Consider the following 16,221-nt stretch of genomic DNA (forward strand, 5'->3'; position numbering starts at 1 on the left):
CTCCTACTCAGCAATTACATTAGAGAGTTCAGCGCCTTGCTCAACAGCAATCACCGAATCACCATCACGTACAAACCCTTGGCCTACTGTAATGATATCGACGCGTTGTCCAAGTCCTGTGAGCCAAACTCCATCTTGCTCTGCCTTTACTAGCTGAATGCCTACAAATTTCACGGTTGCTGAGTCATCGACTGAAACCAAAGTTTTGACCCCAAGGTTACCTGCCTCATCCAGTGCCAGCATGGCAGGTGTAATCTTGATTGCATCTCTTGTTTCTAGGTTGAGTGTTACTTCTGCACTGACACCTGCAGGTAATAGGCCTTTGGAGTTATCGATTTCAATCTCTATTGGGAAGGTATTAGTAGCAGCAGAAGAGATTCGAGAAACATAGCGTAAGCGGCCTTCCGCTTCTTCTCGCCCTAACAAGCGAACCAAAGCAGATTGATTGACTAACAAGTGTTGGATATGACGCTCACTGACATCGGCCTCAATAACCAAAGGATCGAGGTCAATCACGCCTGCGACCGGATCGCCAACCCCAACAAAGTCACCAAGCTCCACCATCAAATGTTGAACCACACCCGAAAAAGGCGAAGTAATCACAGTATTCTTTAAAGCCAGTTCCGCATTGCGCTTCATGGCCTTTGCTTCCGTTAATGAAGCCTCAGCGGTGGTATAAGCTATCTCACCTTGCAGCCCTCTTTTCTTCAAAGATTGCGCCGCTTTGAATTCTTTCTGCTTCAAGCGATATAACGCAGATGCTCGCTCTAGTTGAATCTCTAAATCACCTTTATCTATCTGGGCAATGGCTTGTCCAAATTTAACCGCATCGCCCTTCACAACGTTCAATCTAACAACCTTGCCCGCAACTTCTGCTCCCAAACGAGCATGCCTATCGGGCGCCGTTCGACCATAGAGATCAATCGTTTTAAAGGTCGGTGATGAAGTAAATGTTTGAAAGGAAACCTTAGCCAACGGAATTTCTGTCGCTTTTTTTTCAGGTGACTCTTCCGCTTGCCCCACTCCTAAACCAAGCCAAATCGACAACAGTACAACTAGAATCAGAGAAACCAACCACGGCTGCTTCAGTTTCTGAAAAAGTGGAGAGTTAGAAAATAGAGTGGGCATAGCAAATCCTTTTGTCCGATGTTATTAAGGCGCGCTAATTAGCTTAACACTGTCATATGCAACATCCTGATGCACTGCGGTAACCTTAACAGACCCACACCCAACGAAATTGGACTCTATCGACAGTTTAAAAAATATGGCGTTTACTATAAGTCAGGCAGATGAAATTAAGATTACACATTCCCAACTTAAATACCTCTTAGTGTGTATGGCTAGAACAGGTCGAATTACTGTCTGTTTTATATGATGTATTTCTTAAAAACAAAAACGCCGAGCATGAGCTCAGCGTTTAAAATATTTCTAATGTAGCTCTCAGTTCAAGCTACCTTTCAGTTCACGTTAGACGCTAAATGATGCACCACAGCCACATGTTGTTGTCGCGTTCGGGTTGTTCACAAAGAAACGTGCGCCTTCTAGGCCTTCAGTGTAATCAACCATGCCGCCCATTAAGTACTGTAGGCTCATTGGGTCAACAACCAGCGTAACACCGCTGTTTACAATAGTAGTGTCGCCATCATTTACTTTTTCATCAAATGTGAAGCCGTATTGGAAACCACTACAACCGCCACCTGTAATGTATACACGCAGTTTTAGTTCTGGGTTTTCTTCTTCAGCAATTAGCGTTTGTACGCGTGTAGCTGCTGCATCAGAAAAAGACAATGGGATATTTACTTCGCTCACGACAACCTCTCTTACCTGTGTCAAAAACAACATGATACAAATCTAATTCGAGACCATAGTTGTTGAGTATTTTCTTATATTCTAGTGATTATCTAATACCTGACTGAAACGTTCAAGTATTCACCACAGGATCGTTCCTTTTACTGTCGTAAACTCGCCCATATCTGACAATTAAAACGTGTAACCACACAAAACAACCAGATTCGGGGGATTATATCGGCGAAAGCATTCCTAGTTGGATTCTGGATAGGTACAATGCGTGCCAATTGGTCCGACAGTCAAAAGAGGATATATCAATGACCAAATCAGCAGAACTGTATCAAAAGGCACAGCAAACTATTCCAGGTGGCGTTAACTCTCCAGTGCGCGCTTTTAACGGTGTAGGTGGTTCTCCAATCTTCGTTGATAGAGCTGACGGCCCACTTCTTTTTGATGCTGATGGGAAAGCATATATCGATTACGTTGGTTCTTGGGGCCCAATGATCCTTGGTCACAACCACGCAGTTATCCGTGAAGCTGTCATTGATGCAGCGCAACGCGGCCTTAGCTTCGGTGCTCCAACCGAAACTGAAATCAAAATGGCTGAACTTGTCTCTGAGATGGTTCCATCAATGGAACAGCTACGTATGGTGAGCTCAGGTACAGAAGCAACAATGAGTGCGATTCGTCTTGCTCGTGGCTTTACTGGTCGTGACAAAATTCTTAAGTTTGAAGGCTGTTACCACGGTCACGCAGACAGCCTACTGGTAAAAGCAGGTTCTGGTGCACTGACTTTAGGTCAACCAAGCTCTCCTGGCGTACCAGCTGATTTTGCGAAACTAACGCTAACAGCAACCTTCAACAATCTAGATTCAGTACGTGAAATCTTCGCAGCAAACAAAGGCGAGATCGCTTGTATCATCGTTGAGCCTGTAGCGGGTAACATGAACTGCATCCCTCCAGTCGAAGGCTTCCACGAAGGTCTACGTGAAATCTGTGACCAAGAAGGTGCGTTGCTAATCTTTGATGAAGTAATGACAGGTTTCCGCGTTGCTGAAGGTTGCGCTCAGGCTTACTACAACATCAAGCCAGACCTAACGTGTCTTGGTAAAGTGATTGGCGGCGGCATGCCTGTGGGTGCTTTCGGTGGTCGTAAAGACGTGATGCAATACATCGCACCAACTGGCCCTGTTTACCAAGCGGGTACGCTTTCAGGTAACCCTGTTGCTATGGCAGCTGGTTACGCTTGTTTGAACCTTCTAAGAGAAGAAGGCAACGAAAAGCGTCTAGCTTCAAAAACTAAGCAGTTGGCAAAAGGCTTCAAGCAACTTGCTGACAAGCACGGCATCCCGATGCTAGTTCATCAAGTTGGCGGTATGTTTGGTTTCTTCTTCACAGACCAAGAAACAGTAACCTGCTACGAAGATGTAACTAAGTGTGATGTAGAACGCTTCAAGCGCTTCTTCCACCTAATGCTAGATCACGGTGTTTACCTTGCACCTTCAGCATTCGAAGCAAGCTTTACTTCTCTTGCTCATGGTTCAAAAGAACTGGATGCAACACTAGAAGCTGCTGACCGCTCTCTTGCGATCATTGCTGCTGAAAGCAAATAGTCGAAAGCACTTTATAAGTCGCTAACCGATTGAATTTAGGGCTGCATTAGATGCAGCCCTTTTTTATACATCACGTTCATTAGCCACAAATATGACAGCTTATTTAGCCGTCGATTAAGGTCAAAGCTGAACCAAAAGCGACTAACGTTCCCAGAAAAGAAAAACCAACAACATCAAGGTGCCAAGGAACATTCTGAACCAAGGGATCTCTTTTTTTGTTTGCTGTTCTTCATCTTGGCATTTCTTATCTTTATTACAGCATCCCATTATCAAAACTCCTCATTGCTAACTCTCTGTTTTGCAGCCATTATAAACTCAGAACGCAAATATAGAGACCATTAACGTGTCAGAAAAACTCAAAATCAATACCAGCCACTGGGTGATCATCATCGCCCTACTTGCGGCGGCTTATGCTTGTTACTTGCTTATAGAGCCGTACGTCAACTCAATCGTGATGGCCTTTATCATTTCACTATTGATGTTCCCAATCCATGAGTGGCTTGAAAAAAAGCTCCCGAATAAAGAAAATATCGTCTCTCTGCTGTCTTGTGTGATTCTGACTTTCATTATTGTTATCCCTTTATTGGCAGTATTCGCAGCAATTGTTCAGCAAGGTTCTCTGTTCTCTCAGAACACCTACCAATGGGTGACCCACGGCGGTATTCAGACTCTTTTTGCACACCCATTAGTGGTCAAAGCGCTGTCATTTGTGAATAACTACTTGCCTTTCGACAACATTGAGCCTCAAGCCATCGCACAGAAAGTCGGTGAATTTGCGACCAGCTTTGGCTCAAAACTGGTTGGTATCAGTGCAAAAATCCTTGGTGATGCGACCAATTTCTTGATGGATTTCTTCTTGATGCTGTTTGTTCTGTTCTTCTTATTAAGAGATCACGACAAAATCATCAGCGTTGTTCGTCATATTTTGCCTTTATCTCGTAGCCAAGAAGACAAATTGCTAACCGAGATTGAGCAAGTATCGAAATCAGCTGTAATGGGTTCATTCTTAACCGCAATAGCACAAGGTTTTGCGGGCGGTTTAGGTATGTGGATTGCCGGTTTCCCAGGCCTATTCTGGGGCACCATGATGGGCTTTGCCTCTTTCATCCCAGTTGTGGGGACCGCTCTAATCTGGATCCCTGCGGCGACCTACTTGTTCCTAACAGGCGATACAACGTGGGCTATTTTCCTAACGGTTTACTGTGTAGCGATTGTTGGTTCGATTGATAATCTGCTTCGTCCGTTGCTGATGCAAGGCAGTGCAGGCATGAATACCTTGATGATCTTCTTCTCACTGTTAGGTGGTATTCAATTGTTTGGCCTAATTGGTCTTATCTACGGCCCGCTAATCTTTGCGATTACCATTGTCCTATTCAACATCTACGATGAAGAGTTTAAAGACTTTTTAAACCAGCAAGACAAGAGTTAACGAACTTGACGTCAACTTGATTGGCGAACCCGTATTAAACACTTCAAGCTTTGGGCGGATTATGCGAAAATCCGCCCTCATTTTTTGCTAACGATTCAATAGAGTGTCCTATGTCAGCTTATATTGCCCCAAGCCAGATTGCTCAACGCCAACTCGCCTACTTTGAAGGCAAACATGTTTTAGTTGCAGGTGAGGCAGAAGACTTATTCCCTGTTGAATTAGCGAAACATTGTGAATCAGTCACCGTGTTTACCTCTAATTACAGCTACTACCGTCAATTAGAAGGCTGCAACACCATCCAACGTTTTTATGGTGCGGAGTTTACCGAAGAAACCAAAGCCGACTTAGTGATGCTGTACTGGCCAAAGGCTAAAGCAGAAGCGGAATTTCTGTTGGCGATGTTATTTGCCAAGCTAGGTAAAGATACCGAAATCGTTGTGGTTGGTGAGAACCGTTCAGGCGTGAAAAGCATCGAGAAGATGTTTGCTCCTTACGGTAAAGTCGTGAAATATGATTCGGCACGTCGTTGCTCTTTCTACTGGGGTCAATGCTTCGAGCAACCACAAGCCTTCAATCTGCAAGACTGGTTTAAAACCTATACGGTTAACATTGATGAGCAGTCACTGACGGTAAAAAGCCTTCCAGGTGTGTTTAGTCACGGCCAATTTGATGTAGGTAGCCAACTGCTACTTGATACTCTGCCAAAGCTGAAAGGTAAGGTACTGGATTTCGGTTGTGGTGCAGGTGTATTAGGCGCGGTAATGGCATCTCGCAACCCTGATATCGAGCTGGAAATGTGTGATATTAGCGCTTTCGCAGTAGCGTCGAGTCAAGCCACCTTGCAAGCGAATGGTTTGACAGGTCATGTGTTTGCTTCAGATGTCTATTCTGACACGTCAAAAGACTACCAATTCATCATCAGTAATCCACCATTCCATTCTGGTTTGGATACAAGCTACAGCGCGACTGAGACCTTACTTGCTCAGGCTCCTAAGCATTTGAAGCGTTCTGGCGAGATGATTATTGTTGCGAACAGTTTCTTAAAATACGTTCCAATTATTGAACAAGCGTTTGGAAAATGCGCGACTCTAAATAAGACCACTAAATTCGCGATCTACCACGCAAACAAATAGCCTATCTAGCACAGCGCAGGGTCATTATCTGCGCTGTCTGTTCATATTTTTGTCAAAACTCTATAAAAATGAGCTTTTGCACACGCTTTAAATACCACTTACTTGTCAAAGTAAAAAAACTCGTTAATTTCGTTAAATTGGAACCCGTTAATTCTATTCTCTGTACTTGTTTTCACCCCTTTTAGCAGTACATCAAAGGAAAGTAGTACCCAATTTATGTTTAGATTCTATCGTAAGCAGAAGTTTAAGCGCCTTCAAAATACCCTAATGCTGGCATTTCTTGTCCTCAGTATTACCCCAGTGACACTTATCGCGATATTTTTCCTCCAGTCGCACAGTCAGGATCTTCAGGAACAAAGTACTTCGCACCTTGTTTCGGTCCGTGATACTAAGCAACAGCAAATTGTCGATTACCTACAAGCTCAAGAGTCCCAAGTCATGGGCTTTGTTCGCTCAGAACTTGCCAATGCCAGTGGCGGGCGATTCTATGGTTTAATCAATGCATTCCAACGCTTAGGGTTAGATATTGACGAAGCACGCAGTAATGCGCAGCAGCGTTACATTCAAGGCTCTGGCGATCAAATCAAGACATCGATTCTTCCAGAATCTAGTAGCTTTATTGGCAGCGAACGTTATCGACTGCTTCACAAGCGCTACCATAACTCATATCAGGAATTGCTTAAGCGTTCAGACTTTGATGACATTCTATTAGTCGACATTAACGGTAACGTCGCTTACTCAATCTTTAAGCGTGATGATTACGGCACTAACTTGCTAACAGGTAAGTACAAAGATTCAAACCTAGGCGTTACCTTTCAACGCTTAGCAAAAGACGTAAAAGACAAACGTAAATCCAACGAGGACTATACGCCGGTTATCGTTTCTGACTTTAAAGATGAGAACGGTAAGCAGACGGCTTGGTTAGGTGCACCTATTGTTCAACAAGGCTACCTGCACAGTTACGCCATGTTTAGGCTGCCAATCAATGGGATTACTAAGCTGATTGCGGATCTCAACAAGAGTTCAAATATTCAAACACTGCTTGTGGGTGATGATCACCTGCCACGCAGCCTCGCCCATTCGCAAGAGTCGATTAATTTAAGCTTAGACGTTGTCGACAAAGCATTGGCTGGCGAAACAGCCGTTGGTACGTTCAACAACACTCAAGATCAAGCGATCATCGCAGCATATACCCCAATTGAGCTGAAATACGCAACATGGGCTCTTGTCGTAGAGCTGCCAGAAAAAGAGGCGTTTGCCCGTATTCATCAGTTAGAGAAGATCTTCGTGATCGTGATGCTAACGGCGATCATTCTTGTGTTTGTTGCATCGCATTATCTGTCCAATTTCATCACTTCCCCTCTCCTCAAGCTCACATGGGCTGCCGAGAAAGTCTCTGCTGGTGATCTTGATGAAACCATGATCAATACCGAACGCAAAGATGAGATAGGTCGACTCGCGGTTAGCTTCGAAAGAATGCAGCGATCGATCCGTGAAAAAATGCAACTCATCAAGAGCCAAAACGGTGAGCTTGAGGACAACCTTAAGACCATTCAAAAGCAAAACGAAGAGTTACAACTGGCGAACAAACTTAAAGATGAATTCTTAGCCACCACCTCACATGAATTGAGAACGCCATTGCATGGCATGGTTGGTATCGCTGAAGCGCTAATATCTGGTGCTAACGGCCCTATTCCTGCCAACCAGAAGTACCAATTGGATATCATCATCAATAGTGGTCAGAGGTTGGCTACACTGGTTGATGACCTGCTTGATTATCACAAGATGCGCTATGGCAGCTTGGATATTAAGAAGTCTGCTGTTGATTTATCTGCTGCCACCAGCTTAGTGCTTGAGTTATCTCATCACCTGTTAGGCAACAAACCGATCCGTATTATTAACCAAGTGCCAAGTGACTTAGGTTTAGTCTCATCTGATCCACAACGCCTTGAACAAGTAATGTATAACTTGGTCGGCAATGCTATCAAGTACACATCCGAAGGTAAGATTGTTATCTCAGCGAGTGTTATCGACGACAATATTCGAGTTCAAGTTGTCGATACCGGCCAAGGTATCCCAGCAGAGTACCTAGAACACATCTTTGAACCACTGATTCAAGCAGGACAAGACTCAAGTAACTATCGCCAAGGTGCTGGACTTGGATTGTCCATTAGTCGTCAGCTGATTGAGCTAATGGGTGGCTCACTGTACGTAAGTAGCCAACCTATGCTTGGCACTACATTCAGCTTTACATTACCTTTAGCTACTCAAGACGAATTGGATAGTTACAATGAATCAGGGAGCTACTCACACTTCCAAGCGCCTGATTTGATTGATAACACTCAGCAAGAAAACAGCGCTATCAGTGAAGACCCGAATGGCCCGTTGTTAGTAATTGCTGATGATGAGCCGGTAAACCTACGCGTGCTAGACAGCTTCTTGAAATTGGAAGGTTATCGAGTTCGCACCGCATGTGACGGCCCAGAAACGATTGAACTGATTGAGAAAGAGAAACCAGAATTACTTCTGCTCGACATTATGATGCCAGGTATGAGCGGCTATCAGGTTTGTGAAGCACTGCGTAAGCAATACGATCATGCACAATTGCCAATCATCATGCTCACAGCTCTTAATCAAGCAGAAGACCGTGTTCGTGGCTTTGAAGCAGGTGCCAACGATTACTTGTCCAAGCCGTTTAACAAACAGGAACTGGCGGCTCGAATCACAGCGCACTTATCGGCAAGTAAGGCTGAACAAAGACGCCTTGAGAATGACCAGCTGCAACTGGAGCTCAAACACCGAGCTATGGTTGAAGCGAACTTACTAGAAACTCAAGGACGCTTGCTAGAACAATTAGAGTCAGCACCAGAAGCCATCATCTGTATTCGAGAAGACCAACGCATTCGCTTTGCCAACGAAGCGGCTGCTAAGCTGTTTAGACGCGGGCAAGAACAACTCAAGCGCTCAATGGCCGACGAGATCATCGCGCCTAAATACCTGAAGGTGGAACAAGCTCACTACTGTGGTGATATTGATATCTATATAGACGACACACGTCAGCGCATTCCAAGTGATATCCTTAAGCTACCTGAAGGCTCAGGGCTCGACACCATGTATATCTTCAATGTCGGTGGTGGAGTTAACTCAAACCGAGTCAATAACCTTGAAACAGCGGTTGAGGCACTTTCAAGCTACGCCTTTGAAGGTGACAAAGATAAGCTTCAACAACTGAAGGAGCTTGGCGGTGAATTTACTCGCCTTGCAGATAAGGCAACCGGTGAAGGTAAAAACAAACAAGAGCTGATGCGTGAAGTACTAGTCGATGTCATGACCAATGCCATTATCTACTGGGAGTCTGTTACTGGGGAGACCAAGTTTGCTTTCGCAGAAAAGAGTGGCTTATGGCGAGTCTACTTAGACCGCAGTACCCTACAAACTAGAACGCTAGACAAATACCTACGAGTAGAAACTCTACCGAAAACACCTCGCTGGCGAACGGTACTGAGCTCTATCGAATTCATACTTGAGCACTGTAAAGAACAAACACCAGAAAGAACTCATATCGAGATGCTAAGAGATAAACTGCAGAAACTACTGACCAGCTAACCCTGAAGAAATATCACGATACTGTAAATAATGGAGCCCACCTAGCGTGGGCTTTTTTATGAGTATCATTCACGAACAAAGCACAATAACGTCTATTCAGATACACTTATTTCACTGTATTAAACAAGCAAAGTGACACGTTACTCAAGCTTAAACAATCATCAGTTCAATCACTCTTTGGAAGCTTTTTCTTGGCTGAATTTCACATTCCTCTGACTCTTTGTTGCAGTTTGAGAAGCGAGTCACAACAGAACGGCAGATTTAATTTTCTAGGGAAATTTAACGTAAAATCGGCAAGTGACCAAGATCTACAATTACACCATTCCAGGCTAAGGCTTTATAGTAAAAAGCCTATACAGTTAGTAACCACTTACAATTAACCAACACAGCAAAACCAAATGCGAGTCACATCACCTTAACAATTACGCACAAAAAACCATCAAAGCACCCCATTTTGACGTTAATGACGTGGGATTGTGTCTTTTTAACGTTTTTGACGGGAAACGAGTTTGATTAATTCATCGATAAGGTGTTTTCTTACTCCTGCCAAAGGCCTACAGGCCACTCTTACCACTTCTCAGAATCAACGATAAATCTGGAGCAATGAAGAAGAGGTAGGCCTTTAACTAGAGTGTGTATCTACTAAACAATTTAGCGACAGATAACATTCAATCCATTAGTGAAATGAAAGCAAATAGTAAGGAACAGCTATGCTTGCCAATATAAAAAAAACAGCAATAGCAACAGCAATTATTGCAACTGCTACAACAGGTTTTGCATCAGTAGCAACAGCTGCAGAACGCAGTGAGTTGACTATTCACCCGAAAGAGTACACTACATTCGTACGTAACTTTAACCCGTACCTTGGTGCTACCAACCTACATACTACAACCGACTTCCTTTATGAGCCGCTAGTAGTATTTAACGAAATGCACGGTAACACTCCAGTGTTCCGTCTAGCTGAAAACTTCACAATGTCAGATGATCTGATGAGCGTAGTTTTCGACATTCGTAAGGGTGTTAAATGGTCTGACGGAGAAACTTTCTCTGCTGATGATGTTGTTTTTTCTTTCAACCTTGTAAAAGAGAAACCAGAGCTTGACCAATCTGGCATCAACTCTTGGGTAACTTCTGTAGAAAAACTGAACGACTACCAAGTTAAGTTCAGCCTAACAGAAGCTAACTCGAACGTACCTTACGAGATTGCTAAAGTACCAGTAGTACCTAAGCACATCTGGAAAGACGTGAAAGATCCATCAACGTTTACCAATGAGAACCCAGTAGGTTCTGGTCCGTTTACAGAAATCGATACGTTTACAGCTCAGCTATACATCCAGTGTGCTAACCCGAACTACTGGGATGCAGACAACCTAGATGTTGACTGTCTACGTGTTCCACAAATTGCGAACAACGACCAGTTCCTAGGTAAAGTTGTAAACAGTGAAATGGACTGGACGTCTTCTTTCGTTCCAGATATCGATCGTACATACGCTGCAGCTAGCCCTAAACACCACTACTGGTACCCGCCAGCAGGTACACAGGCATTCATCGTTAACTTCAAGCACCCAGATGCTGCGAAGCATGAAGCATTGAGCAACGTTGAATTCCGTCGTGCTTTCTCTATGGCTCTTGACCGTCAAACTATCATCGATATCGCATTCTACGGTGGCGGTACTGTGAACGATTTCGCATCGGGTCTTGGCTACGCATTTGAAGCTTGGTCTGATGAAAAAACTCACGACAAGTACAAGGGCTTCAACACTTACAACGCTGAAGGCGCGAAGAAGCTTCTTGCTGACGCTGGCTTCAAAGATGTAAACAAAGATGGTTTTGTTGACACTCCATCAGGCAAGTCTTTCGAACTAATGATTCAATCGCCAAACGGCTGGACTGACTTCAACAACACAGTTCAACTAGCGGTAGAACAGCTAAACGAAATCGGTATTAAAGCGAAAGCTCGTACACCTGACTTCTCTGTTTACAACCAAGCAATGCTTGAAGGTACATACGACGTAGCATACACAAACTACTTCCACGGTGCGGATCCATACACGTACTGGAACAGTGCTTACAACTCATCACTTCAATCTGGTGATGGTATGCCTCGTTTCGCGATGCACTTCTACCAAAACGACAAGCTAGATGGTCTTCTAAACAGCTTCTACAAAACAGCTGACAAGAACGAGCAGCTAGATATTGCACACGGTATCCAGCAAATCATCGCTGCAGACCAAGTGACAATCCCAGTGATGTCTGGTGCTTACATGTACCAATACAACACGACTCGCTTCACTGGTTGGTGGAACGAAGAAAATCCAAAAGGCCGTCCAAACATTTGGGCTGGTATTCCAGAGCGTCTACTTCATGTACTGGACCTAAAACCAGTTAAATAAGTAATCGTTCAATCTTTGCGGCGTAACTTCTTACGCCGCTTATAAAAATCCCCACACTATCAATTGAAAGTATGGCGCTAGTCGTCAGGGGATTTTTCGTTCCAAATTTCGCTAGGAGCGACCTGAATCCAGAAACAGGGAAACAATCTGGGTGAGTAAGGTGTGAGTTATGGGTTATTTTTTAAGACGTTTGTCATTTTATTTTGTCGCGCTATTAGTTGCAGCGACGTTAAACTTTATTATTCCAAGAGCAATGCCTGGTGACCCAGTTACCATGATGTTTGCGAACGCTTCTGTTCAAGTTACTCCTGAGCGTATTGCGGCAATGAAAGAACTATTAGGCTTCGTTGATGGCGGCTTACTGGTTCAATACGGCGCATACATGAAGAACATTCTAAGCTGGGAGCTTGGTACATCAATTCAATTCTACCCACTTTCAGTAAATACACTGTTAGGTGGCGCATTCGGTTGGTCGCTATTCTTAGCAGGCACTGCCGTTATTCTTTCTTTCTCGATTGGCTCAATCCTAGGTATTTTTGCAGCGTGGAAACGTGGCAGTAAATACGATGCCTTTGTTACTCCAGGGATGCTTATTCTACAAGCCGTTCCTCAAGTTGTTATTGCCATGCTTGCGCTATTTACCTTCGCAATTGGTTTGAAGTGGTTCCCAACTGGCTACGCCTATACCGCTGGTACGATACCTGACTGGACAAGTTGGGCATTCATCAAAGACGTTGCTTACCACGCTTTCTTACCTCTGGTATGTGCTTCGGTTGTTCAAATTGGCGGCTTCCTAGTAAACATGCGTAACAACATGATCAACCTACTCGCAGAAGACTACATCACCATGGCGAAAGGCAAAGGCCTTAGCGAAAACCGAGTGGTATTCAATTACGCAGCTCGTAACGCGATGCTGCCAAGTGTGACGGCGCTTTCGATGTCTCTAGGTATGGCAATCGGCGGTCAGTTAATTATCGAAATCATCTTTAACTACCCAGGTCTTGGTAGCGTACTTTTCAACGCAATTAACGCTCGTGACTACCAAGTATTGCAAGGCCAACTGCTTATCATGACGCTATTCATGCTGTTCTTTAACCTAGTTGCAGACATGCTTTACGTTGTTCTTGACCCTCGTCTTCGTAAGGGTGGTAAATAATCATGAAAGACATTCTAAAACTCATTTGGCGCAATCCGATGGCCCTAACCGGTGTCATTATCCTAAGTATTTTTATTCTTGGTGCTATTGCGGCTCCATTGATCACCAAACATGTACCAGACAAGCGTACAGGTAACCCACACGAGTACCCTGGCTTCGTCGTAAAGTCTGCACAAACGAACCCTGACGGCTGGGTTGCTCAAAACCTAGCAGACGACCGTCGCACACTTATCATGTCTAAGAAGGCAGACCACGTACTAGGGACAACTCGTATGGGGCGTGACGTTTGGTCACAAGTGGTATACGGCGCACGTGTATCTCTGGCTGTAGGTTTTGGTGCGGGCCTTACCGTATGTTTACTAGCAACGGTTATCGGTGTTTCCGCGGGCTACTTTGGCGGCCGTGTCGATGACATTTTGACAGCCGCAATGAACATCATGCTGGTTATTCCTCAATACCCATTACTGTTCGTAGTTGCAGCCTTTATCGGTGAGGCTGGGCCACTCACCATAACCTTAGTTATCGGCTTTATGTCCTGGGCTTGGGGCGCGCGTGTTGTTCGTTCCCAAACGTTAGCACTGCGTGAAAAAGAGTTTGTAAAAGCCGCTGAAGTTTTGGGTGAATCTTCATTCCGTATCATCTTCGTAGAGATTCTTCCAAACCTTATCTCTATCGTTGGCGCGAGCTTCATCGGTTCGGTGATGTACGCAATCATGATGGAAGCTACGATTTCGTTCCTAGGTCTTGGTGACCCGAACACAATCAGCTGGGGCATCATGCTTTACAACGTTCAAACCTCTTCATCAATGCTGATTGGCGCTTGGTGGGAACTGTTGGCTCCTTGTATCGCATTGACACTACTTGTAACTGGCCTCGCTCTACTTAACTTCGCGGTCGATGAAATTGCCAACCCGCAACTGCGTTCTCACAAAGGCATGAAGCGTTGGAAAAAACTAGCGGCTCAAGATAAAGAAGAACGTGAACCAGAACTACCACCACAAAATGCACTTTGGAGCGGAGATAAATAATCATGTCTGAACCACTAATTTCAATCCGTAACTTATGCGTGGATTACATCACAGAGTCTGGCGATGTTCGCGCGTGTAATAACGTAAGTTTTGACATCGCTCCGGGTGAAGTCTTCGGCTTAGCTGGTGAATCTGGCTGTGGTAAATCAACCGTTGCTTTCTCTCTTATGCGTCTTCATAAGCCGCCCGCTTACATCAGTGGTGGTGAAGTCATCTTCAATGGTGAGAACATCCTTGAATACAGTGACGAACGTATGCAAGCGTTCCGATGGAGCGAGATGTCGATGGTATTCCAGAGTGCAATGAACGCACTCAATCCTGTACTTCCAATGGAAGAACAGTTCTGTGATGTGATTATGCATCACACCAACATGACTCGTGAACAAGCTAAGCAACGTGCTGAAGGTCTACTTGAAATTGTCGATATTCACCCGAGCCGATTGAGTGACTACCCTCACCAATTCTCTGGCGGCATGCGTCAACGCTTAGTTATTGCTATCGCTTTAGCATTGAATCCAAAGCTGATCATTATGGATGAGCCAACGACCGCGCTTGATGTGGTTGTTCAACGCGAAATTCTACAAAAGATCTATGCACTAAAAGAAGAGTTTGGTTTCTCAATTCTGTTCATCACCCATGACTTGTCATTGATGGTCGAGTTCTCTGACCGTATCGGCATCATGTACTCAGGTGAGCTTATCGAGGTCGCGAACTCTCAAGATATTCTAGAAAACCCTTACCACCCTTACACCAAAGGGTTGGGTAGTTCTTTCCCTCCACTAACAGGGCCAAAGACAAAACTAGCGGGTATTCCGGGCAACCCTCTGAACCTCTTAGAGATTCCTGAAGGGTGTCGTTTCCAAGCTCGATGTGACCGTGTACATGAAGCTTGTACTAAGGTGCCAACCAAGCTGCGCTCTATCGACCCGGGACACTTGTCTAACTGCCACCTGTACGGTGACCCAATAGTACAAAGAAAGCTATAGCTTGCACGCTGAATCAGCGTGGATAACGAATAAGGCGGCTCGACCGTCGAAAAGCAAGCAAAGCGAACAAGGATTCTGGAGACAATTATGAGCAAAGATTTCGGTCAATTATTGGTAGAAGGCAAGAATGTCGTAAAAGACTTCCCAATAAGCAGTACCACCATTCAAACCCCAATGATGCGTGCGATTAACGACGTGTCATTCAAGATGTACAAAAGCCGTGGCCTAGCGGTAGTTGGTGAGTCTGGTTCAGGCAAATCAACAACAGCAAAAATGATCGCAAAAATGTACGCGCCTTCGGGCGGTACGATCGAATACAAAGGTCGCGATATCCAAGAGATCTCAAGCAGAAAAGATCTCATGCACTACCGTGAAGGTGTGCAGATGGTATGGCAAGACCCGTTTGGTTCACTGAACCCAACACACAATATCTTCCACCACATCGCTCGCCCTTTGTTGATCCACAAAAAAGTATCTCCGGGCAACAAGAAAGAGTTACAGGAACGTGTATACGATCTTCTAGAGCAAGTGGGGTTAGTACCACCGCAAGCGACGGCAGAAAAGTACCCTCACCAACTCTCAGGTGGCCAGCGTCAACGTGTCAACCTTGCACGTAACATCGCGGTAGGTGCGGAAGTGGTTCTCGCCGATGAGCCAACCTCAATGCTTGATGTATCGATTCGAGCAGGTGTCTTGAACCTAATGGAAGAGATGAAATTTGAGAAGCAAATGTCTCTACTTTACATCACTCACGACATCGCAACGGCTCGTTACATCGCTGAAGATCTTTCCGTAATGTACGTTGGACACATGGTGGAATGGGGCGATACCGATGACGTTATTGCTAACCCTCAACACCCTTACACTCAGCTATTGGTTTCGGCAGTTCCAGATCCTAAGAAATCGATCCACGACCAACTAGCAGGTAACAAAGGGGAGATCCCACTTTGGACACCAGTATCAGCAGGTTGCCCATTTGCAGGCCGTTGTACTCACGCGATGGACAAGTGTAAAGAACAGCTGCCTGGGGTTACACAGTTAGCTGATAACCACTTTGTACGTTGTTACCTACACGAAAGCTAAGCAATA

General features: G+C 44.8%; 12 protein-coding genes. 9 read left to right on the plus strand and 3 right to left on the minus strand.

What is annotated here, in order from left to right:
• Window positions 1–3: 3 nt before the first annotated feature.
• Window positions 4–1,128 carry an efflux RND transporter periplasmic adaptor subunit gene (locus tag DUN60_RS11355; RefSeq protein ID WP_114633983.1) on the minus strand — a complete coding sequence of 375 codons (1,125 nt, stop codon included), beginning with the start codon at window positions 1,126–1,128 and terminating at the stop codon, window positions 4–6.
• A gap of 339 nt (window positions 1,129–1,467) precedes the next feature.
• Window positions 1,468–1,809: an iron-sulfur cluster insertion protein ErpA gene (erpA, locus tag DUN60_RS11360; RefSeq protein ID WP_004734539.1), complete on the minus strand. Its 342-nt coding sequence runs from the start codon at window positions 1,807–1,809 to the stop codon at window positions 1,468–1,470.
• A gap of 296 nt (window positions 1,810–2,105) precedes the next feature.
• Here erpA and hemL point away from each other — a divergent pair, with 296 nt between their 5' ends.
• Window positions 2,106–3,401, plus strand: a complete 1,296-nt coding sequence (hemL, locus tag DUN60_RS11365; RefSeq protein ID WP_004734538.1) for a glutamate-1-semialdehyde 2,1-aminomutase — start codon at window positions 2,106–2,108, stop codon at window positions 3,399–3,401.
• Window positions 3,402–3,542: 141 nt separating this feature from the next.
• On the opposite strand, the gene DUN60_RS24895 is transcribed toward hemL, so the two are convergent.
• Complete coding sequence (locus DUN60_RS24895) at window positions 3,543–3,668, minus strand: hypothetical protein (protein ID WP_004734537.1); 126 nt, start codon at window positions 3,666–3,668, stop codon at window positions 3,543–3,545.
• A 76-nt stretch (window positions 3,669–3,744) separates the two neighbouring features.
• On the opposite strand from DUN60_RS24895, the gene DUN60_RS11370 reads away from it, so the two are divergent.
• From DUN60_RS11370 to DUN60_RS11405, 8 genes are all read left to right on the plus strand, one after another.
• A complete protein-coding gene (locus DUN60_RS11370) occupies window positions 3,745–4,830 on the plus strand; it encodes an AI-2E family transporter (RefSeq protein ID WP_004734536.1) in 1,086 nt (361 codons plus the stop codon).
• A gap of 110 nt (window positions 4,831–4,940) precedes the next feature.
• Window positions 4,941–5,963 (plus strand): 16S rRNA (guanine(1207)-N(2))-methyltransferase RsmC, encoded by a 1,023-nt coding sequence (gene rsmC / locus DUN60_RS11375; protein ID WP_054547510.1) that lies wholly within the window; start codon window positions 4,941–4,943, stop codon window positions 5,961–5,963.
• A gap of 216 nt (window positions 5,964–6,179) precedes the next feature.
• The gene (locus tag DUN60_RS11380; protein ID WP_114633984.1) at window positions 6,180–9,569 is read left to right on the plus strand and encodes a response regulator; all 3,390 of its coding nucleotides are present in this window, start codon (window positions 6,180–6,182) and stop codon (window positions 9,567–9,569) included.
• Window positions 9,570–10,279: 710 nt separating this feature from the next.
• The gene (locus DUN60_RS11385; RefSeq protein WP_004734533.1) at window positions 10,280–11,962 is read left to right on the plus strand and encodes an ABC transporter substrate-binding protein; all 1,683 of its coding nucleotides are present in this window, start codon (window positions 10,280–10,282) and stop codon (window positions 11,960–11,962) included.
• Window positions 11,963–12,131: 169 nt separating this feature from the next.
• Entirely contained in the window at window positions 12,132–13,118 is a 987-nt protein-coding gene (locus DUN60_RS11390; RefSeq protein WP_004734532.1) for an ABC transporter permease, read from the plus strand.
• Window positions 13,119–13,120: 2 nt separating this feature from the next.
• The gene (locus tag DUN60_RS11395; RefSeq protein WP_004734531.1) at window positions 13,121–14,146 is read left to right on the plus strand and encodes an ABC transporter permease; all 1,026 of its coding nucleotides are present in this window, start codon (window positions 13,121–13,123) and stop codon (window positions 14,144–14,146) included.
• A 2-nt stretch (window positions 14,147–14,148) separates the two neighbouring features.
• A complete protein-coding gene (locus DUN60_RS11400; RefSeq protein WP_004734530.1) occupies window positions 14,149–15,132 on the plus strand; it encodes an ABC transporter ATP-binding protein in 984 nt (327 codons plus the stop codon).
• A gap of 87 nt (window positions 15,133–15,219) precedes the next feature.
• Window positions 15,220–16,215, plus strand: coding sequence for an ABC transporter ATP-binding protein (locus tag DUN60_RS11405; protein ID WP_017080764.1), 996 nt, complete (start codon window positions 15,220–15,222; stop codon window positions 16,213–16,215).
• Window positions 16,216–16,221: the final 6 nt, after the last annotated feature.

The sequence above is a fragment of the Vibrio splendidus genome (genome assembly GCF_003345295.1).
Taxonomy (GTDB): Bacteria; Pseudomonadota; Gammaproteobacteria; order Enterobacterales; family Vibrionaceae; genus Vibrio; species Vibrio splendidus_K.